Below are 20,478 nucleotides of genomic sequence, written 5' to 3'. Positions count from 1 at the left end.
AGTCATTCCAAAAACAGTAGTTCATGCGTCGCGAAATTTTAGCAACCGTCAAGCTTAGTATTCCTATTATTATTGCTCAGCTTGGAGTCATTTTAATGGGAGTTACCGACAACCTGATGGTAGGGCGTTTTCTAGGGGCGGTTCCTCTAGGAGCGTCAGGGTTAGCCACTTCGCTTACTTTTTTGGTTTCTAGTATTGGGTTTGGGGGATTAGGAATTGTATCAAGCCTTATTTCACAAGCCAAAGGACAAAACAATACGCAAGAAATTGGGAATTTATTCAGGGCAGGCATGAACGTAGGCATAATGCTGGGTATTTTGCTTGGCATAGTGGGAATAGGATTGGGGTTAAGTTTAGACTTTTTTGGGCAAACTCCCGAAGTGACACGCCTCGCTAAACCATTTATTTACATCCTAAGTATTTCTATTCTACCGTTGTTAGTTTTTGTTGCCGCTCGGCAACTAGCAGATGGGCTTTCTTATACCAAAGTAGCCATGTTTGTGACCGTTTCAGCGTTGTTTTTCAATGCCCTCATCAATTGGGTACTAATTAAAGGAGTATGGATTTTTCCTAAAATGGGGCTTAATGGGGCAGCCTTAGGCACTCTGTTTTCACGGCTTTATATGGCGATTGTTATCTTAGGATATATTTTTAGAAGTAAGTACTTCAAAATCTACCTCCATTTTCCTAATCAAAATATTACTCCCTTAATAAAAAGAATTTTCAAGCTTACGATTCCAGTAGGTTTTCAATTTTTCTTTGAAGTAGCAGCCTTTTCACTTGCCGTAGTGTTGATTGGATGGCTGGGCGAAAGTCAACTAGCCGCTCACCAAATTGCCATTAATTTGGCCTCTACCACCTATATGATGGCTACAGGCATTGCCGCCGCAGGTGCTATCAGAGTGGGCCAAGCATGGGGACAAAACAACCTCTCCAAAGTAAAGCAGGCAGGCACAGCAGCATTTGTGATTGTGGCAGCATTTATGGGAGTATGCTGTATTACTTTCTTGACAGCCAATGATTTTTTGGTTTCACTTTATCTCAAAGACAACCTCGCCGTCACAAGCATTGCCTCTACTTTGATGATTTATGCAGGCTTTTTCCAATTATCCGACGGGATTCAAGCTACAGGCTTAGGCACATTAAGGGGCTTAACTGATGTCAATGTTCCTACAGGTATTACATTAGTGGCCTATTGGGTTATTGCTTTACCTTTGAGTTATCTCTTAGCTTTTACTTTTAAAATGGATGTAGAAGGAGTATGGATTGCCTTATCTGCTGGCCTTACCTTTTCGGCGCTCTTCCTTACCATTCGTTTTTATTGGTTGATTGATAAAATGTCTACTAATATCAAAAAAACAGCGATAATGCACTAAAATAAGAACTTTCGGAGCAAGGTTACATCAAACTATATGCTTTAAAACTATATTTGTTGGTCTAACACCCCCTCTCTCCGTATGCGCCCGCTTGTTCAAACTATTTTACTGATTTGTATTATCAGTTTTGGTTACGCCCAAAAAAAAGTCGCCTCTCCTCCTACTGACCCGCTTGTTGGGTTCGATAATTTTGTAAATCAAATGCTCATCGAATGGCGCGTCCCAGGAGCAGCGGTGGGGATTGTCAAAGACGGCAAAATCCTTTATACCAAAGGATATGGATTTAAAGATTTAAAAAATAACCTCCCCGTTACGGCTCAAACGCTCTTCCCAATTGCTTCATGTACTAAATCATTTACGGCGACAGCTTTAGGTATATTAGCAGACGAAGGAAAATTAGATTGGAACAAACCTGTCAAAGATTATTTACCTGATTTTCAACTTCATGACGAATACGCTACTCGAATAATCACTGCCCGCGACTTGGTATCACACCGCACAGGCCTACCACGCCACGATTGGACTTGGCTCTATGCAAACCTCGACCGCCAAAGCCTGTATCAGCGGCTCAAATACTTGCCTCTTTCAAAACCAGTATATGCCCAATATCAATACAACAATTTGATGTATATGACGGCAGGGGTCTTAATTGAAAGAATTTCAGGAAAAAGCTGGGAGAATTTTTTAAGAGAAAAAATCCTTTCTCCCCTTGAAATGAAACAAACTGTACTTGCTTATCCCGAACTTTTTCAGAGTAGTGATTATTCTCTTTCGTATCGAGACAACAACGGCCAATGGCTGGAGCAGGGATTTGGAAGTAATATAGATGCCATCGGTCCTGCTGGCTCTATCAAATCCAATGTAGTTGATATGTCTCATTGGCTCCTAATGCAACTGGGGAAAGGGAAGTTTGGAAATCAACAAATTATCTCGGAAACAAACCTGAAAGAAACCCATACGCCCCACATAATCGTATCTCCTGCCGAAATCACCTTTAGTGAGTTGGGCTATGCCAGCTACGGTATGGGCTGGAATATCAATACTTATCGCGGTTTTTTAAGATTGAGCCACAATGGTTCCATTGAAGGATTCCGTTCGCAAATGACCTTTTTCCCGAATCAAAATTTTGGCGTAGTAGTACTTACAAACACGGGTGCTGTAGACTATTATTTTGTCAACTCAATCTGCAACTATATAGCTGATAAATGGCTCAACCTTCCAGTGATTGATTGGGCGAGCCGCCTCAAAACAGCCCAAGCAGAAGCCAAAGCCAAACAACAAAAAACCAAAGATGAAAATGCCAGCAAACGCAAATCAGATACTAAGCCTTCTCAGAAGTTGAGTAGTTATCGGGGCAAGTATGAACATCCTGCTTATGGGTCATTTGTATTGGAAACTCGCGGTGACGAAGAGTTTATCGGCGTATTTCACAATTTACCTTTTACTCTACAACATTATCACTACGATGTTTTTGAAGGTACAGGTGCTTTTGACCAAGCTAAATTTGATTTTAGAATCAATGCTACGGGCGATATTGACCGTGTCGTTGTCACCCTTGCCAATGCTGGAGATATCGAATTCAAAAAAACTGCGCCTTGATTATTATTGTTTTAAATTGCTGAATTTGAAGCGTTGATAAACTTATTTCACCGTTTATCCAATTTTCTTAGAGGTAGCAAATTTAGTTTTGTAACCTTGAAGATAAAATCAAAAGGACAGCGATGAAAAATTGGTTACTCGCCATCTCGCTTGGTTTAAGCCTATACAGCCAAGCTCAGCAAAAATATTCACTTCAACAATGTGTGACGATTGCATTGCAAAACAATTTGCAACTGCAACAAAGTCAACTTCAAATCCAGAATAATCAAAACATCCTTGACCAATCAAAATGGCAACGGTACCCCACGCTCAACTTTAGCGGGGGGCAAGGGTTACAATCAGGACGTAACATTGATCCTTTCACGAACCAATTCGTGGAACAAACAGTGAATTTTTCGAACTTCAACTTAAGCACGGGCGTCAACCTTTTTAATGGATATCAACAAAAAAATACCATTAAACAAAATCAGTATAACTTACAAGCCAGTCAAAAAGAACTGGAATCGAGCCGTAATACACTGATTTTGAATGTTGCAACAAATTATCTTTCAGTTCTTAACAACCAAGAACAGCTCGAATTTGCACGTCGTCAGTTAGAAACTACTCGCCTCCAGCTCGAACGTACCGAGAAGTTGGTAAAAGCCGGATCCCTTCCCGAAATCAACCTTTATGATATACAATCTCAACTTGCTAATGATGAACTTTCTATTGTAAATGCACAAAACAATATAGAGTTATCAAAGCTTGCCCTCAAACAACTTATGAATCTCTATGGTAGTGAGGTGATTGAAGTAGAACCCATCAATTTACCACTTCCTTCTACATCAGCCCCTTATGATGCTACCTTAGAGCAAGTGTACAATGCCGCTATCAAGTATCTACCTGATATGGAAGCAGCAAATCTCCGTATTGAAAGTGCCAAAACTGGAATTGATATTGCCAAAGGTGCTAAATTACCTTCTTTGTCGTTGGGAGGAGGGCTGAGTTCTTCTTTTTCTAGTGCCGCTCCCAGACAACGTTTTGTAGGAGATGGAGGTGCTTCGCAAGTACGTGACATACCTTCTACAACTCAATACATCACTTATGGAGGAGTTACTTTGCCGGTCATCGTCCGGACTACTGTTCCTAGTGGTGCTATTCAAAGTTTTGGTTATTTTGATCAATTAGGTTTTAATCGAAACGCCTCTCTTTCATTGTCATTGAGAGTTCCTATTTTTAATGGCTATCAGGTACGCTACCGGATAGCAGGGGCACAAATCCAGCAAAAAAATGCGGAATTTCAATCACAAATCGTCAGGAATCAAGTTCGACAGACTATTGAGCAGGCATACTACAACATGCTCAATGCCGCCAAGCGCTATGAAGCTACAGCTCGGCAAGTAGGAACCCTTGAGCTTTCTTTTAAAGCTGCCGAAGCACGCCTCAATGCGGGCGCCCTCAATGCCGCTGACTATAATATTGCCAAAAACAACGTAGACCGCGCTAGGGCTAGCCTCATTCAAGCCAAGTACGATTACATATTTCGGACCAAAATCCTTGACTTTTATCAAAGTAAGCCGCTTTCATTAGAATAATAAGCACCCTTTTTATGGCGTACTGATTTAATAACAAAGTCAGGCTATATTCAACTATTTACTCAATTTGTCATTCACATTTTTTATTAACTCATATGGCTAAGAAATCTTCTTCTCGTTTATGGTGGATACTAGGCAGCATCGTAGTGGTATTGATTGCAGGGTTGTTGATTGCCAAGCAAGCTGGTTGGATAGGAAAAGTCAAACCTACAGAAGTAGAGTTTGCTAAAGTCAAAAAAACAAACATTATTGAGCGTGTCAGTGCCTCAGGGCGCGTACAGCCTGAGGTAGAAGTCAAAATCAGCCCTGACGTATCAGGAGAAATTATTGGCTTATACGTAGAAGAAGGAGACTCAGTAGTAAAAGGACAATTGCTAGCCAAAATACGTCCCGACAACTACGATGCCCTAGTGGCAAGAGCCCAAGCTTCTGTCAACTCAAGCAAAGCTGAGGTGGAACGCGCCAAAGCAAGTCTTGCCCAATCAAACGCTCAATTGATTCGTGCCAAAACAGATTACGACCGCAATCAGAAGCTACTGGCTGATAAAGTGGTGTCAGAAGCGGATTTTCAAAGAGTGGAAGCAGATTATAAAGTTGCACAGCAAAACGTAGAAGCAGGAAAAGCCTCGGTAGAAGCCTCTAAATTCAATGTACAAAGTTCAGAAGCAGCGCTAAGAGATGCCACAGAAAACCTTCGAAAAACGACCATCTATGCTCCCCAAAGTGGTACTATTTCAAAACTTAATGTGGAGCTTGGTGACCGCGTGGTAGGTACATCCCAAATGGCTGGAACCGAAATGATGCGTATTGCCAATCTCAACAACATGGAAGTCAGAGTCAATGTTAACGAAAATGACATCGTAAGGGTCAACCTTGGAGATACTGTAGAGATTGAGGTAGACTCCTATGCAGATCGAAAATTTGTAGGCTCAGTGACCGAAATCGCCAATACTGCCAACGGAATGGCTACCACGAGTGCATCTGCTGCTGCCTCTAACTCTACCGATGCTGTCACTGAATTTGAAGTAAAAATCAAAATTTTGAACTCATCTTATCGCGACTTGTTGCTAAAAAAAGGCAAAAAATCATACCCCTTCAAACCCGGTATGACTGCCTCAGTAGAAATCATCACCGAGCGTAAGCTAAATGTGCTGTCGGTACCTATTGCAGCCGTTACCACGAGAGGAAAAGAAACTACTGAGACTCCCAACAACGGCGAAGCCTCTAATTCTTCTACCCAAGAAAATCAAAAAACCAAAAAGGAGGATAAAGCCAAAGAGCTCGTTTTCATAAATGACAAAGGCAAGGCAGTAAGTCGTGAAGTAAAAACAGGTATCAGTGATTTCGAAAACATCGAAGTTATTTCTGGCCTTAAAGAAGGCGAGGAGATTATTTCGGGTCCATTCATCGAAGTTTCTAAACGCCTCAAAGATGGAGCTTTGGTCTCTAAAAAAGTAGAAAAATCTAAAGATAACAAAGAAGACAAGTAATGTAACCAATCATTACTCCTAATACCACCCTCATCCTTCGACTTAGTTAGTTGGACGGGGGTGGTTCTTTTTTAGGTAAAGTAGACTAACTTTGCCCCTCAATTTATATTTATCAATGAAAGTTATTTCTTTTATTTCCTTCTTTTTTTTTGTTAACTGCCTTCTTGGATTTAGCCAAACCCCATTTCGTGTAGGCATAGAAGTCAGAGATAAGCAGACCAAAAAGATACTAGTACCGATTATATCAGTACTTCCTTCCAATAGCACTACCGAGCTGACGGGGCAAGTCGTCAATGATTTGTATGTAGTACAGGTACAGCCCAATCTCCCATATCAAGTAGTAGTAGCTTTTCAAGAATACAAAACCTACCGTCAAGCACACGTATTCGAACCTTCTCAATCCAATACCCTCACACCTTTTCTGATCGAACTAGAGCCTCTAAAAAGTGAAGTCTCTACCGTTTCCCAAAATACAACCACAGGTCATACGATTTTGGTGATTGATAAAACCCAAAAAACAGTCTTGACCAATGTAGTGCTGACCTTAAAAGACCCACGTACTGGCCAAGCCGTTGCTATTTCTAAGCACCCTACAATCAATGGTAGCTGGCGTGCCGAACTCAAGCCTACAGTAGTATACGATATAGAAGTCAAAGCGGCTGATTATGAAACCTACCGAGGTACGCTAAAAGTAGAAGGAGGACACGCCACCGAAATCGCTCTGACAACCATTCCCAAACAAGAGTTGAGCTTCCAAGCGGTAGATGCTCTTACTGGACAAGCTATCCCTGCTGATTTTAAACTAACCGACGAAATCAAAGAAAGCTACTCTGGAAGCACTACCTCTGAGCAGCGTTTGTTTATGCCCACTGTAGTGGTACAATCACACCCCTATCATCTTACAGTCATAGCCAATGGCTATCGAAAATATGCCACAAAACTTAACATTGATACTCAACAATCTTCTGAGAGAAGCTCCCACATTATCAGGCTATCAAAATCAGATGTTTATCTTCAAGTAAGTACTTTGGCCGAAAACACCAATAAACCTATTGCAGCTACAATTAGGATTGTTGATAAAAGCGACAAACGCGCCATTGTTTCTCTAAAAAATACCCCCGACGGGCGTGCCTCTGTTCCACTCAATCCAGCGCATCATTATGTAGTAGAAGTAACCTCCGATGGCTTTATGCCTTACCAAAGGGCACTTGAAAAGTCACATCCTTCTTTAGAAGAAAACAACGAGCTAGTGGTGAAGCTAGCTCCCATTACCGAAAATTTTTTAAGTCTCTCAGCCATAGATTCTACCTCTGCTACGCCTATCTCCGCTAAGTTTAGAATCACAGCTAACTCAACTCACCAAACCTCCGAAATCACTGCCTTGGCATCGGCTATGCCCATTAAATTCAAAATAACCGAGCCAGACATTTATCAAATCGAAGCCATTGCCGCTGGATATTCTTCCAAAAAAGGTATAATTGATGCAGAAGAAATGCGTATAGGGCAAGTCTTTTCTTTTCAAGCAAAATTAAAGGCAGGCCATGCTGTACCTAATATTGTCAAGTTGTTTACGCTTAAGTATTTTGATTCTCAGACCCAACGTCCTCTTGCCCAGCTAAAGGTAAAAGTGTTTGAGGAATCTACCCGTAGGGCAATTCCGGCAAAATTTTATAAGGGAGTTTTAGAAGTAAAATTAGCGCTTAGCAAAACCTACGTAATCGAAGCCTATCATCCCAATTATGAAGAAAATACCCTCAGTATTGAAACTTCGGCTTGGGCACAGAGAGGTGAGTTTTTGACCAATCTTTATCTTCTTTCTCTCAACCACACTACCACAAGTGCTGCTAGAGCTGTCATCAATGAAAGAATCTTTGATAATATCAAAGCAGGACAATCCGTAACGATAGAAGACAATGTGTATTTTGACCAAAGTAGCTACATCTTGCGCTCCGAGTCACACAGACAACTTACAAGACTGGCTAATATCATGCTTCAAAATCCAGCTATCCAAATTGAAATCGTTGGCCATACCGACAATGTAGGTGACCCACGTCTCAACCAAGCACTTTCCGAACAAAGAGCCAAAGTAATAGCTAGTTTTCTAACAAACCTACAGGTACCAGAAAATCGCATCAAACACCGAGGAGAAGGTGCCAGTAAGCCTCTCGCCTCCAACGATTCGGAAGAAAACCGCCAACGTAATCGTAGAGTGCAGTTTTTGGTAAAATAATAAAGCCCCTAAAACAACTCATCTTCTATCCCTTCTTCTACATTGCTTTTTCCTTCCAAAATCTCAAGGATAGGTTTGATTTGATAGATGCTACGGTTATAACGATTACTCAAAAGGATAATCACAAATTTGTCTTTAGGACTGAACCACATCAAGGTGTTGTAGCCTTTCCACCAGCCTGTATGATAGATATACTTTGGCTGTCGAGTTGCTTCATCTACGTGCATCCGAAACCCATAACCGTAGTTTTTGATTCCATGTCGCTCAAAGCTACGAGGGGTAAAAGCCTCTTTCATCGTCTGCGGCTTAAGCACACACCCTCCACTAAGCCCTGTATACCAGCGTAATATATCATCCATGGTAGAATACACCCCTTTGTCGCCCACTACATCATCATAGTTATCTTTGGCTAAACGGCGATTATACTGATACCCAGCCGTCCGAAACATATTGAGCGAGTCATTTTGGCTCGTCGCAAGCCATGTGTTTTTCATGCCGAGTGGCTTAAACAAATTTTGTTTTAAAAAATCCTCAAATGTTTGCCCTGATACCTTTTCGACAATAGTAGCCAACAAAGCATAGTTGGTATTGCTATAGCTAAAATATCGATTGGGAATATTGTAAAGCTTAGGCTTAACAGCACAATACCACCTCACAATGTCGTCGTTTGAAGGATATGGATTGCGTTTTCTTACGCTATCAGCTAGTACATAAGCATAATTAGGTAATCCACTGCGATGCGAAAGTAGGGTTTTGATCTGAATCCCCGAGTAAGGGAATTGGGGAATAAACTTCTGAATCGAATCTTCTAAGCTCAACTTACCCGCTTCATAAAGTTTTAGAATCGCAACAGCCGTAAATGTCTTTGACAAAGAAGCCAATTGAAATTTAGAATCTGAACACAATGTATCTTTTTTCTCTACTTGAGCATATCCGCACGAATTACGATACAGTACTACACCTTGCTGTGCTATCAGTACGTTTCCATTAAACCTTTCTAGCTTAAATTTTCGTTGAAAAAATGAATCAAGACGTGCCGACTTGGTATCTGCATCAATCCTATTTCGTGCTTTAGTGATTTGCTCTGAAGATAGCGAAGCCTCTGTTACACAATCTACGTGGGACTTTTGAAAGGCAGAAGATTGCTGTTGATTAGTGGTGTTGTTACAAGAAAAAACAGCTACTAAAGCTAAAATGATTACGGTTTTAAACATCGTTGTGGGTGATAATGTAAGAGACTTGGCGCATTGAATATGAAAGCAAAGCAATACACAGACTCTCCACTTCATACCCTCTTCTCAAACGCAAATCTAATAAAAAAGGCTATGACTGCAAGTCATAGCCTTTTTGGGTTTTATATAAATAATATTTCCTAAGCAAGATTAAAAACAAAAGCTATCCCGCTTTTAGGTTCATAGCAGTGGTTTATTTACCGCCTTTCTTAGCTGCTGTTTGGGCTTCGGCAGCTTTGTTAGCAATCACTTCACCTTTAAGAGTGAGGTATACGGTGCCATTTTCACCATTGCTTGGGATTGTCACTGTTTTATTAAAAGGTCCCATAACACCAGCGTTGAAAGTAGCTTTGACATTACCTTTTTTGCCAGGCATCACAGGTTCGCGAGTCCATTCAGGAGTAGTACAGCCGCATGAGGCCGATACATTTCCTAACACGATAGGATCAGTACCAGTATTAGTAAATTCAAAAATATGAGTTACCGGTTTGCCTTGTTCAATCTTTCCGAAATCATGCTCATTCTTGGCAAACTTTACTACTCCTTTTTGCGCGTAGCTAACTGCACTAAATACTAAAATTGCTACGAAAAGTGAAAGAAACTTTTTCATGGTTTTTGTAAAATTTAGTTTTGTAAAAGTTGGTTGCTTATCTAACAATGATTGTAAGAGCAAAAGTTTTGCCAAACGTTGTTTTTAATGAAATATTTATGACAAAGTAACAGAAAAAACTCGAATTTTGAAACCTCGCAGGTTTTGCCGTATATTTACTTGCCAAAACAACAAATTGAAGATTCTTTAGTTTTATTTATACTTCCATAAGGAATAACAACTTAATTTTTCATCAAGAAACGTGATAGAGAACGAACTTACAACCGACTTTATTGCGCTGACGCGCCAAAGTATTCTAGACGACTTTCGTTTAGTATGTGAAAGCCGACAAGCCAGTTTGTTGGGCAGAAAAGATGTAATGGGGGGACGGGCTAAGTTTGGAATTTTTGGAGATGGAAAAGAATTGGCCCAGGTGGCAATGGCAAAAGTGTTCCAAAAAGGGGATTTTAGATCGGGGTATTATCGAGACCAAACAATCGTCGCGGCCTTAAAAGGCCTTACTTGGCGGCAATATTTTGCCCAATTATACGGTCATGCGGATGTGCATTTTGAACCTCATACCGCTGGGCGCTCCATGAACAATCACTATACCACTCGCTACATAGACGACGAAGGAAATTGGAAACCCCAAACCTCCACCTACAATCATATCAATGACCTTGCTCCTACGGCGGGTCAAATCCCCCGCTCAGTAGGCTTAGCGTATGCCTCTAAATTGTATCGTCATAATGAGCAACTAGCCTCCATGACCGATTTTTCTTACAATGGCAACGAAATAGTTTTTGCTACCATTGGAGACGCTTCTACTTCGCAGGGGATGTTTTGGGAAACAATGAATGCGGCTGGAGTGCTACAAGTGCCGCTTCTGATGTCGGTGTGGGATGACGGATATGGAATTTCAGTTCCTGTCAAATACCAAACCACAAAAGCAAGTATATCAAAAGCCCTTGAAGGCCTGCAACGTAACAAAGACGAGGAAGGAATTGAGATTATTACGGTAAAAGCTTGGGACTACATCGCCCTTATCGAAGCCTATAGCAAAGCCGCAGAGATATGCCGAAAAGAACATGTGCCCGTATTGGTACATGTACAAGAAGTAAGTCAGCCACAAGGTCACTCCTCTTCAGGCACTCATACCAGATACAAATCCAACGAACGACTGGAATGGGAAAAAGAATGGGACTGTAATCTAAAATTTAAAGATTGGATTATAGACAACGGCTACGCTACCCACGAAGAACTAGAGGAAATAGAAGATGAAGCCAAACAACATATTCGCCTAGAGCGAAATGCCGCATGGAACGCCTTCTCCTACGCCACCTCTAGCGAACGAATAGAAGTAAGTGACCTCCTAAAAAATGCGGCCGAAGTAAGTAAATTTAAAAATGATTTACTCGAATTAATTGACGAACTCAACCGCGAATTTATACCACTTCACCGCCACAGTACAGCCGCCGTTAGAAAAGCCCTTCGTGTACTTCGAACTGAAAACATCCCAGCCAAAGACGCTCTGACTACATGGCTCACTAAAAACAAAGAAGTCAATAACGACCGTTTCAGTTCTCATCTTTATAGTGAATCTTCTGCCTCTCCCCTCAAAATCACGCCTATAGCTCCTATCTATACTGACAATTCCCCTATTGTTGACGGCCGCGAAGTAATAAGAGGTAATTTTGAAGCGCTATTTGCCACTGATCCTCGTATTGTAGCTCTGGGCGAAGATGTCGGAAAAATTGGGGATGTAAATCAAGGCATGGCTGGTTTACAAGAAAAATTTGGTGAATTGCGCATTACAGATACCGGCATTAGAGAAACAACCATCATCGGGCAGGGCATAGGGCTTGCGATCAGAGGGTTGCGGCCTATCGTCGAAATCCAATACTTTGACTATATTTATTATGCCCTTGCTACGCTCACCGACGACCTAGCATCGCTCCAATATCGTACCAAAGGTGGCCAAAAAGCCCCCCTTATCGTCCGTACTCGTGGGCATCGCTTAGAAGGCATATGGCATTCAGGCTCACCTATGGCCACGGTGATTCATAGCCTTCGGGGGCTGCACGTGTGTGTACCTCGAAACTTTACTCAAGCGGCAGCGATGTACAACACTCTTATGCGTGGCGATGACCCTGCTCTGATAGTAGAGCCTCTCAACAGCTACCGCATGAAAGAAAGACTCCCCGATAACCTCGGCGAATTTTGTGCTCCTCTCGGACAACCCGAAATTTTACGTACAGGTGCAGATGTCACGATTGTTACTTATGGCTCTATGTGCCGAATTGTGATGGAGGCCGCCGAAGAGCTTTCGCAAATGGGGATTGAGGTAGAAGTCATCGATATTCAAACTTTACTTCCTTTCGACATAGATCACCGAATTTTGGATTCTATCAAGAAAACCAATCGAGTCATCTTTGCCGATGAAGATATGCCCGGAGGTGGTACCGGCTATATGATGCAGCAAGTAATTGACCACCAAAAAGCGTATCATTGGTTAGATTCGCCTCCTAAATGTATCTCCGCCAAACCTCACCGACCAGCCTATAGCTCCGATGGCGATTATTTTTCAAAACCGAATGTAGAAGATGTCGTTGAAGAAGTTTATGCTCTCATTCATGAGACTGCACCGGAGAATTTCCCTATGTATCTATAGTCTATAGGTCGAATTCCAACAACGTTTTTTGGTCTAAACTTCACTGACTCCCTTCCCTTCCTTTTAGCCCGCGATGATATTCGCGGGTTTTTTATAACAATTTGACTAAAATCAGGTTATTTTCTGGTTTGATTTATTAGGTTGTGGTTTGAATCGCTAATTTTGCGGTTCATTGTCAAAGACATACCTAACCAACAAGTATGAATTTTAAACTATCACAAGTTCCAGACCGTACCACCAAACCACGCCAATATGGTCTGACAATGGTAATGGACAAAGGTCTAAGTATCCGGCAGATAGAGGATATGCTTGATATTGCGGCTCCTCATATCGATATTGTAAAACTAGGCTGGGCCACTTCTTTCGTTACTCCAAACCTCAAAGATAAAATTGCAGTGTACAAAAACGCCGGTATTCCGGTCTATTTTGGAGGCACTCTTTTTGAAGCTTTTGTGGTACGAAATCAATTTGAAGACTACCGCCGCTTATTGGATGAGTACCAACTTGAATACGCCGAAGTTTCGGATGGCTCGGTAGATATGGCCGCCGAAATCAAATGTGATTTTATCAAGATTTTATCGGAACAAGTAAAAGTATTATCGGAGGTTGGTTCTAAAGATGAAACCAAGATTATTCCTCCTTACAAATGGATTCAACTCATGAAAGCCGAGCTAGAAGCAGGTGCTTGGAAGGTAATCGGCGAAGCCCGTGAATCTGGAAACGTGGGGTTGTTTCGGTCAAGTGGAGAAGTGCGCCAAGGGTTGGTAGAAGAAATTTTAACCCAAGTACCCTCAAAAGATATCATATGGGAAGCTCCTCAAAAAACCCAACAAGTGTGGTTTGTAAAACTATTGGGTGCCAATGTAAACCTTGGTAATATTGCTCCTCACGAAATCATCCCTCTCGAGACTATCCGCTTGGGGCTTAGAGGAGATACATTTGCTCATTTCCTCAACGATAAAACCCGCAAACGCTGGAAATTGACGAAGTAACATTTATTTATTTTTCACCCCGTTTCACAGCCACTTAAATCAGATACAGTTGTGGACTAAATCACAAACAAATGGAAATCCTCACTCAGATTTTAGACTTTTTTTTACACCTTGACAAACATCTCGCTCAGATCATCAATGATTATGGCACGCTCACTTACCTGATTTTATTTTTGATTGTCTTTACCGAAACAGGCCTTGTTATTATGCCTTTGCTTCCGGGCGATTCTCTTCTGTTTGCCACGGGAGCATTAGCCGCCTCTACGGGCGCCCTCAACCCCTGGTTTGTGATTCCTTTGCTCATTGTAGCGGCATTGATGGGCGACAACGTCAATTATTTTGTAGGTAAATTTTTGGGCGGCACCATCAAAAAACGCGAACGAATTTTATTTTTCAAAAGAGAATATCTTGAACAAACCGAACAATTTTATGCCAAGCACGGCGGCAAAACCGTCATTATGGCTCGTTTTATTCCGATTGTCCGCACTATTGCTCCTTTTGTAGCAGGCGCAGGTAGCATGACTTATTCTAAATATATCGTATTTTGTATCGTTGGCGCTCTCTTGTGGGTTCCTTCACTTACGATGTTGGGATATTTCTTTGGAAATTTACCTATCGTAAAGCAAAACTTTGAATTGGTAATTTTTGGCATTATTGGTCTTTCCGTTTTACCGATGATTTGGCAATTTGTAAAAGCTAAATTCTTCTCTGCCGAAAAAACCACTGTATAGTATCTTATATCATCCATAAAAAAAGCCGTCGCGAATATCTTCACGACGGCTTTTTTTATGTTTTCACCTTCTCATTTCAATACTTCAAAGTAGTATCTGCGGGACTATCTGCGGGACCTTTGTCTTTTTTACCAAATACCGACACATTGACATAGCGCTTGGGATATTGACGAAAATTGGTCATTAATTTGTTGACACTTACGATGGTACGATTAAGATTTTGGTACAAAGCATCATCTTTTAGCAACTTCCCGGCTGTTCCTTGACCTTGCTCCAAGGCCGTAAGAGATTTTTGCAAAGATGCCACCGCCGCATTGGCTTGAGCGAGGGTTTGCCCCAACCGAAGCGATTTTAGGGAATCGGTCGTCGTTTGGAGGTTAGCTAAAATAGGCTTGATACCTTTTTCGGTTTCTATCAAGGCGGCCGAAAGCGCATTGACATTGGCCAAAGAAGCGCTTATGGCTTGGCGATTTTGCGCCACCAATCCATTGATACCCTGTGCCGTTTGGTCGGTAGTTTCGAGAAGTTTGGTAAGAGCGTAGCCCGTTTTATCAAATTGATTGATGATACGATTGAGACTTATGATAAGGGAATCAGCGTTTTTTACTACCGGCAAAGCTTGTTCTTGCAACAAAGATTGTATTCCTTTTTCGGCATCCGCAACCAAGGTATCGCCCTCTTGGAGTTGAGAACTTCCTACCTTAATCTGCAATGCCAACGCACTTCCTCCCAGCAATTCAGAGGTAAGCAATGCTCTAGTCCCTTTGGTGAGTATGATATTTTTGTTGATATCAAGCGTTACGAGTACCTTATTGTCTTGTCCCTGCAAAAGTTCAACCGCCTTGACTTGCCCTACGGGTACGCCATTGAGTTTGATGGCATTGGAAGGCTGCAACGAACCAATATCATTATAAACAACGTAATATTTGTTTGTACTTGAAAATAAGTCGGAACCTTTCAGGAAATTGAAGCCAAAATACAACATTGACATGGCCACCACTGCTAATATTCCTACTTTTGCTTCTTTAGATATTTTCATGGATAAATAAATGGTTTTTCAAAAACCAGAGATGAGAGGACATGCACATATTTTTCGCTCTCTGTTTTTGGAATATAAATTGTAAGCTAATTGGACTCTACTTCTTCTTTGTATTGTTTAAAAGCCCGAAAAATAGATTCAGTTATTTGGTCTTGCCCTTCATCCGAATTTAGATATCTTTCTTCTTCGGCATGACTCAAAAAACCAGCCTCTACCAATACACTCGGCATAGCTGTTTGCCAAAGCACCATAAAACCCGCCTGCTTTACACCTCTGCTATTACGATCGGCATATTTTTGAAACTGACGTTCGATTTTTCCTGCAAAGTTGAGACTACTTGCGATATACGCATTTTGCCGATTGGCAAGCATGATATAGGCCAACGGCGAATTGGGGTTAAAGCCCTTATATCGCTCTTCGTAGTCTTTTTCTAGCAAAATAACGGCGTTTTCACGCTTCGCTACTTCAAAGTTTTCATCACTTTTGTGCAACCCCATCACAAACGTCTCCGTACCTGCTGGGCTTACTTTATTTTTGGGAAGTGAATTACAATGAATCGAAATAAACAAATCTGCCTTGCGGCGATTGGCGATATTGGAACGCTCGCTCAAATCTACAAACTTGTCGGTAGCACGCGTCAAAATCACTTTTACCTCGGGCATTTCGGTTTTGATTTTACGCGCTAATTTCATTGTCAAATCTAAGACAACATCTTTCTCTTTCGAAATTCGGCCCCGTGTACCAATATCTTTACCACCGTGCCCCGCATCGATTACTACCACATTGATACCGCCATCTTCGTCAGATTTGAAAGCGAAACTACAAGCAGCGATCCAGCCTAAAATCAGTAAGGGTTTGAAGGAATTTAACATAACTTGTCCAAAATTAGGTATTCCAAAAACAGTAGAAAATGGTACTTACAAAAAAACGTATTTTCAAATTTCTCACAAAGAAACTCAAAAATACGTTAAATATTGCACTATGTTAAACTTTAAACCCCCTCAGCTACTACTTCTTTGACCTGCGGTACCATCTGTGTGAGTAGATTTTGAATGCCCGCTTTTAGGGTAAGCGTAGACGACGGACAGCCACTACATGAGCCTTGCAAAAGTACTTTTACGGTACCCGAATTTTCATCAAAAGAATGAAACGCTATCGCTCCACCATCCGACTCTACCGCAGGGCGTACATAATCGTCCAAAATAGTCTTGATTTGACGCACGGCAGCGCTGTCGGTATCTACTATCGTGGTGTTTTTATCAATGGTTTTTTGCTCGAATACGGGTTGGTTTTCTTCAAAATAAATTTTGAGAAATTGCTTAGTATCCAAAATCACCTCGCCCCAGTCTGTAGCGTCGTCTTTGGTAAGGGTCACAAAATTGGATGCCAAAAACACCCGTTGCACATAGGGAAACTGAAACAAATCTCCCGCCAACGGCGACGATTTGCCTTCTTCTTGGGTAGAAGCCAAATCAGGATAATCGAAAGATAGGCCTTGTGGTACCAATTCAAAGTTTAATACAAACTTCATAGAATTGGGATTTGGGCTCGCTTCGGTATAGACAAATACAGGTTGCATAACAATATAGTAGCAGTGAATAATCGGTTCAAACAAAGAGATAGCATATTTGCGATGCTATCCCTTTTGAAACAAAAGTTTTTAGAAATTGGTTTGACGACGGCCTATTTAACGTTTCAATCCATTCGGTTTAAAATATACTTCCGTCACAACTGAGCATTGTTAAGAATATTTTCTTCCAACAAAAACCGTTCAAAGCCTTTTTTCAACATGTTGCTTCTTGTCATAGCCAACTATTCATCAAATCGCTTATTTATTTCTCCACCAATCTGTCCAATACCTGCTTAACTTTCGGGTCGCTTGGGCGCGGGGCATTGGCATTGACGACTTTACCATCCTTATCTATTATCATGTACCTCGGAATTGTTGTAATCTTATATTCCTGAATAAAGCTTGATCCTTTGGAGTCGAGGACTTTAAGACAATTACCTTTATTTATGCTCTGCTTGATAGCTGCTTTTTCCCATTTTTGAAAACTATCATCCATAGAGAGGAAAACCACTTCTAAACCTTTATCGGCGTATTGGTCTATTAAGCTCCGAGAGTATTTCATTTCCTGAATACAAGGGCCACACCAACTAGCCCAAAAATCAATGTATAATATTTTGCCTTTCTTACCTGCAACAAACTCTTCGATTGTCACCTGCGTTTGATCCAAGGCAAGCAAATGAAGGTTGGAAGGCGTAGTGGCGGGCGTGACATCTTTTTGATACCTTAGGTTAGCTTTTTTTACCAGAAAAGAATCTGAAGCATTCTCAACAAATATTTTCAAATAGGTTTCTACTTCGTCCCGAAAACAAATATCTACCTGCCCTAAACTCAAAAAAAGCAGTCGATCTTTTACTTTTGAGTTGAGCAATTTGGAGTTTTTTACTAATATGAACCCTTCCCTATGGTCTCTAATATTAGACTGTTCGTAAGGAATTATTTTAGGTTGATAGTTTACTTTTTGAAAGCTCTCAAGGCATTGATTAAAGTATTCGTCGACATAAGCTTTATCGTCAAATACATTATTAATCTGTCGAGCCATTGCTATTGAATCTTTCGATTCGGTCATTATTTCGAGTTTCAGTAAAATATTAGCATATTTATTTTTATAAAAATCGTAAACAGGCTGAGATATTTGCTTACTAAAAAGTAATGAATCCAATATCACTTGGGTTTTCTTTTGTAAAGAAGTCGTTGAGGGCAATAAATCTTTACAAACCTTCACTTCAAGTTGCTCTATGGCCTTTACCTTGTCGCTTCCGCTACGTTTTAGTTGAGCAGCCGACTCTTTGGGATCATCAAAAAAATATTTAAACGATGACATTCTAAGGTTTGTTGCTTTCCCTACATAAGTATGTATATTGAAACAATTATCATTTAAAATATTTTCCACATTGAAATCTTGGGGTGCATATTTAAAACGTGAGTATTTAATTACAATAGGTTTTTTTATATCAAAACTCATTATAACAGAATCTCCTTTATGTACCAAAAATTCTTGAAATTCAAAAAAACCAGTATACCTTCTCATTATAACACTCTCTGATTGAGGATAATATGAAATATTTTTCTTATCTTTCAAATCACTAAATAGGTATTCTTCTTTTTCTAAATTATCATAAATTTCGATATATGATGAGCCATAAGCAATTTTACCCGTTTTAGTTTTCAACACATTGTTGTAGAACGGTTTGTCGATCATTTCCAAATGAATATTTTCGCTATTTTGTTTTACATTAAAAGAAGAAAAAAGTGGGTTTTCAAGTTGGTTAGTGTTTTCAAAAAAAAAAGAGAAGGTAACATCAACAAATAGACTCATTAATAAAAACATTAGCGAACAGTTCATAGAAGCATAGCGTTTAGGAAAAATTAAAACATGATAAAGTGTATTCAAATAACATATTACATTTGAAAAACTGTACACTTTCTAGTTTTATGATAACGAAAAAAACATTTTATTAGTACGCAAAAGCTACTTCAATAGGGCATTTGTTATTTAAAACAAAAATCACCGTTTCAATATCTTCCTAAAATCATAGAAAAGTCGTTCAATCAATTTTAAATCTTCGGTGATGATTTCGCCCGTTGCGGTCATGCCATTGCGAAAAGGGAGGATTTTATGAGAGGAGGTCAACAAGCCTTTCGGAAAAGTCACTTTTACTAAATAACTCGTATCCTTAGGTATATCAGAAATAGAAGCAATACGCCCTCTGACTGTCCCAAACTCTTGATAAGGATAACTCGCAAATTTTACAATTACTTCTTGGCCTGATTTTACTTTACCAAAATTATACTGTCCTACGTACATTTGCCCTTCATTGCCACTATGAGGAGGCAATACATAAAACAGCTCTTGGCCGCTTTTGATGGTTTGTCCTTCTTGTAAGGGTGTTATAAATGATATTTTTCCTGTTGTAGGTGCTATTGATACAAAACGTTGCTTCCAAGCTTCTATATCACTCTTGAGGGTATTTATTGCCTGAAATAAGCCGTTTAGTTGTTCGACACGCATTTTTTCTAATTCTAACAATTCCTGATTTTTTTGATTTTGAGCCATTCCATTGTTATTAAATGCCGTCTGTGCTTGATCCAAGGTTTGTTTTTTAGATATATATTGGCTTTGACTACGTCTCAATTCCACATCCGCAATTACTTTTTCTTCATGTAGTTTGCGGTTCATTCGGTTATCTTCTTCAGTAAGCTCAAAATCTTTCTGGTAATTCTGAAGTTGAGTTTGTAAGTTTTCTCGTAACAATCCCAGCTGAGTCAAATCGTTGTTGAGAGCTATGCGTTTTTGTTCTACTGCTCCTCCTTTGAGCAAAGCTTTAGAACGAATATACGCATCCTGAAAAGTCTGATAAGGTTTTTGAAGTTCTCCTAATTGAAAATAAAGCGGAATCGAAATTCCATGAATACGCTCTAAGTCATTGGAGCGTTGGTTTTTTACTAACTGACTTACTACCGTATCCAGTCCTAAGACCTCGTCTATATTAGCAGTTGTTTCCAAATAAGCTAAGTGTTGTCCTTTTTTTACGTTCATTCCGTCTTTGGCCCATAGTTTTATCAATACCCCTTCGGATTTAGCGTTGACAGCTTTAGGAAAGTCAGTAGCCACTACTTTTAAAGGCGCTTTTACTAAATCAGGGTATTCGACAAACCACCCTACAGCCAGTAGAATCATTAATACCATAAAAAAAACGGTAATCCCCCAACGTATCAACCAGGGCGGGGGTTGGCTCAAAACTTCATCTACCTCAGAGCTACGTAAATCAATGAAACCCTGCCCAAATCCCGACGGCAGGACTTCTCCATTTAGACGCCCGCCCGTATTGGCCTTTAATTCTTGGGGCGATATAGGTGTTTTACTGTTCATATGTTGATGTGTATG

15 protein-coding genes are annotated in these 20,478 nt (G+C 40.4%); 8 read left to right on the top strand and 7 right to left on the bottom strand.

Translation table 11 applies throughout. From position 1 onward, the window contains the following. Nucleotides 1-23: 23 nt before the first annotated feature. From P1X15_RS18245 to P1X15_RS18225, 5 genes are all read left to right on the top strand, one after another. Nucleotides 24-1,376 (top strand): MATE family efflux transporter, encoded by a 1,353-nt coding sequence (locus P1X15_RS18245; protein ID WP_277339570.1) that lies wholly within the window; start codon nt 24-26, stop codon nt 1,374-1,376. Between the two features lie 81 nt (nt 1,377-1,457). Further along, complete coding sequence (locus P1X15_RS18240; protein WP_277339569.1) at nt 1,458-2,975, top strand: serine hydrolase; 1,518 nt, start codon at nt 1,458-1,460, stop codon at nt 2,973-2,975. A 122-nt stretch (nt 2,976-3,097) separates the two neighbouring features. Beyond that, on the top strand, nt 3,098-4,549 hold the full coding sequence (locus tag P1X15_RS18235) for a TolC family protein (RefSeq protein ID WP_277339568.1): 1,452 nt from the start codon (nt 3,098-3,100) through the stop codon (nt 4,547-4,549). Between the two features lie 95 nt (nt 4,550-4,644). Further along, a complete protein-coding gene (locus P1X15_RS18230; protein WP_277339567.1) occupies nt 4,645-6,039 on the top strand; it encodes an efflux RND transporter periplasmic adaptor subunit in 1,395 nt (464 codons plus the stop codon). A gap of 115 nt (nt 6,040-6,154) precedes the next feature. Then, entirely contained in the window at nt 6,155-8,269 is a 2,115-nt protein-coding gene (locus tag P1X15_RS18225) for an OmpA family protein (protein WP_277339566.1), read from the top strand. An 8-nt stretch (nt 8,270-8,277) separates the two neighbouring features. Here P1X15_RS18225 and P1X15_RS18220 read toward each other — a convergent pair whose 3' ends face one another. Both P1X15_RS18220 and P1X15_RS18215 read right to left on the bottom strand, forming a co-directional pair. Continuing rightward, nucleotides 8,278-9,483, bottom strand: coding sequence for a serine hydrolase (locus P1X15_RS18220; protein ID WP_277339565.1), 1,206 nt, complete (start codon nt 9,481-9,483; stop codon nt 8,278-8,280). Nucleotides 9,484-9,694: 211 nt separating this feature from the next. Continuing rightward, nucleotides 9,695-10,111 carry a DUF1573 domain-containing protein gene (locus tag P1X15_RS18215; protein ID WP_028668522.1) on the bottom strand — a complete coding sequence of 139 codons (417 nt, stop codon included), beginning with the start codon at nt 10,109-10,111 and terminating at the stop codon, nt 9,695-9,697. 241 nt (nt 10,112-10,352) lie between these two features. Here P1X15_RS18215 and P1X15_RS18210 point away from each other — a divergent pair, with 241 nt between their 5' ends. From P1X15_RS18210 to P1X15_RS18200, 3 genes are all read left to right on the top strand, one after another. Next, on the top strand, nt 10,353-12,761 hold the full coding sequence (locus P1X15_RS18210) for a thiamine pyrophosphate-dependent enzyme (protein WP_277339564.1): 2,409 nt from the start codon (nt 10,353-10,355) through the stop codon (nt 12,759-12,761). A 200-nt stretch (nt 12,762-12,961) separates the two neighbouring features. Continuing rightward, on the top strand, nt 12,962-13,753 hold the full coding sequence (locus tag P1X15_RS18205) for a phosphosulfolactate synthase (protein ID WP_277339563.1): 792 nt from the start codon (nt 12,962-12,964) through the stop codon (nt 13,751-13,753). A 71-nt stretch (nt 13,754-13,824) separates the two neighbouring features. Continuing rightward, nucleotides 13,825-14,484 (top strand): DedA family protein, encoded by a 660-nt coding sequence (locus tag P1X15_RS18200; protein ID WP_028668519.1) that lies wholly within the window; start codon nt 13,825-13,827, stop codon nt 14,482-14,484. A gap of 76 nt (nt 14,485-14,560) precedes the next feature. On the opposite strand, the gene P1X15_RS18195 is transcribed toward P1X15_RS18200, so the two are convergent. From P1X15_RS18195 to P1X15_RS18175, 5 genes are all read right to left on the bottom strand, one after another. Beyond that, on the bottom strand, nt 14,561-15,523 hold the full coding sequence (locus P1X15_RS18195; RefSeq protein ID WP_277339562.1) for an MlaD family protein: 963 nt from the start codon (nt 15,521-15,523) through the stop codon (nt 14,561-14,563). Between the two features lie 86 nt (nt 15,524-15,609). Next, nucleotides 15,610-16,395: an N-acetylmuramoyl-L-alanine amidase gene (locus P1X15_RS18190; RefSeq protein WP_277339561.1), complete on the bottom strand. Its 786-nt coding sequence runs from the start codon at nt 16,393-16,395 to the stop codon at nt 15,610-15,612. A 119-nt stretch (nt 16,396-16,514) separates the two neighbouring features. Then, nucleotides 16,515-17,102: a NifU family protein gene (locus P1X15_RS18185; RefSeq protein ID WP_037328529.1), complete on the bottom strand. Its 588-nt coding sequence runs from the start codon at nt 17,100-17,102 to the stop codon at nt 16,515-16,517. Between the two features lie 253 nt (nt 17,103-17,355). Continuing rightward, a complete protein-coding gene (locus P1X15_RS18180) occupies nt 17,356-18,936 on the bottom strand; it encodes a TlpA disulfide reductase family protein (protein ID WP_277339560.1) in 1,581 nt (526 codons plus the stop codon). A gap of 162 nt (nt 18,937-19,098) precedes the next feature. Then, the gene (locus P1X15_RS18175) at nt 19,099-20,463 is read right to left on the bottom strand and encodes an HlyD family secretion protein (protein WP_277339559.1); all 1,365 of its coding nucleotides are present in this window, start codon (nt 20,461-20,463) and stop codon (nt 19,099-19,101) included. Nucleotides 20,464-20,478 lie beyond the last annotated feature (15 nt).

The sequence above is a fragment of the Runella sp. MFBS21 genome, from assembly GCF_029433105.1.
Taxonomy (GTDB): Bacteria; Bacteroidota; Bacteroidia; order Cytophagales; family Spirosomataceae; genus Runella.
This window is presented reverse-complemented; position numbering and strand designations above follow the sequence as displayed.

Bases quoted from the DNA above. Each gene is read 5' to 3' on its own strand.
- P1X15_RS18240 (WP_277339569.1), top strand. From the start codon at position 1,458: ATGCGCCCGCTTGTTCAAACTATTTTACTGATTTGTATTATCAGTTTT.
- P1X15_RS18205 (WP_277339563.1), top strand. From the start codon at position 12,962: ATGAATTTTAAACTATCACAAGTTCCAGACCGTACCACCAAACCACGC.
- P1X15_RS18235 (WP_277339568.1), top strand. From the start codon at position 3,098: ATGAAAAATTGGTTACTCGCCATCTCGCTTGGTTTAAGCCTATACAGC.
- P1X15_RS18190 (WP_277339561.1), bottom strand. From the start codon at position 16,395: ATGTTAAATTCCTTCAAACCCTTACTGATTTTAGGCTGGATCGCTGCT.
- P1X15_RS18220 (WP_277339565.1), bottom strand. From the start codon at position 9,483: ATGTTTAAAACCGTAATCATTTTAGCTTTAGTAGCTGTTTTTTCTTGT.
- P1X15_RS18185 (WP_037328529.1), bottom strand. From the start codon at position 17,102: ATGCAACCTGTATTTGTCTATACCGAAGCGAGCCCAAATCCCAATTCT.
- P1X15_RS18215 (WP_028668522.1), bottom strand. From the start codon at position 10,111: ATGAAAAAGTTTCTTTCACTTTTCGTAGCAATTTTAGTATTTAGTGCA.
- P1X15_RS18200 (WP_028668519.1), top strand. From the start codon at position 13,825: ATGGAAATCCTCACTCAGATTTTAGACTTTTTTTTACACCTTGACAAA.
- P1X15_RS18195 (WP_277339562.1), bottom strand. From the start codon at position 15,523: ATGAAAATATCTAAAGAAGCAAAAGTAGGAATATTAGCAGTGGTGGCC.
- P1X15_RS18230 (WP_277339567.1), top strand. From the start codon at position 4,645: ATGGCTAAGAAATCTTCTTCTCGTTTATGGTGGATACTAGGCAGCATC.
- P1X15_RS18180 (WP_277339560.1), bottom strand. From the start codon at position 18,936: ATGAACTGTTCGCTAATGTTTTTATTAATGAGTCTATTTGTTGATGTT.
- P1X15_RS18175 (WP_277339559.1), bottom strand. From the start codon at position 20,463: ATGAACAGTAAAACACCTATATCGCCCCAAGAATTAAAGGCCAATACG.
- P1X15_RS18245 (WP_277339570.1), top strand. From the start codon at position 24: ATGCGTCGCGAAATTTTAGCAACCGTCAAGCTTAGTATTCCTATTATT.
- P1X15_RS18225 (WP_277339566.1), top strand. From the start codon at position 6,155: ATGAAAGTTATTTCTTTTATTTCCTTCTTTTTTTTTGTTAACTGCCTT.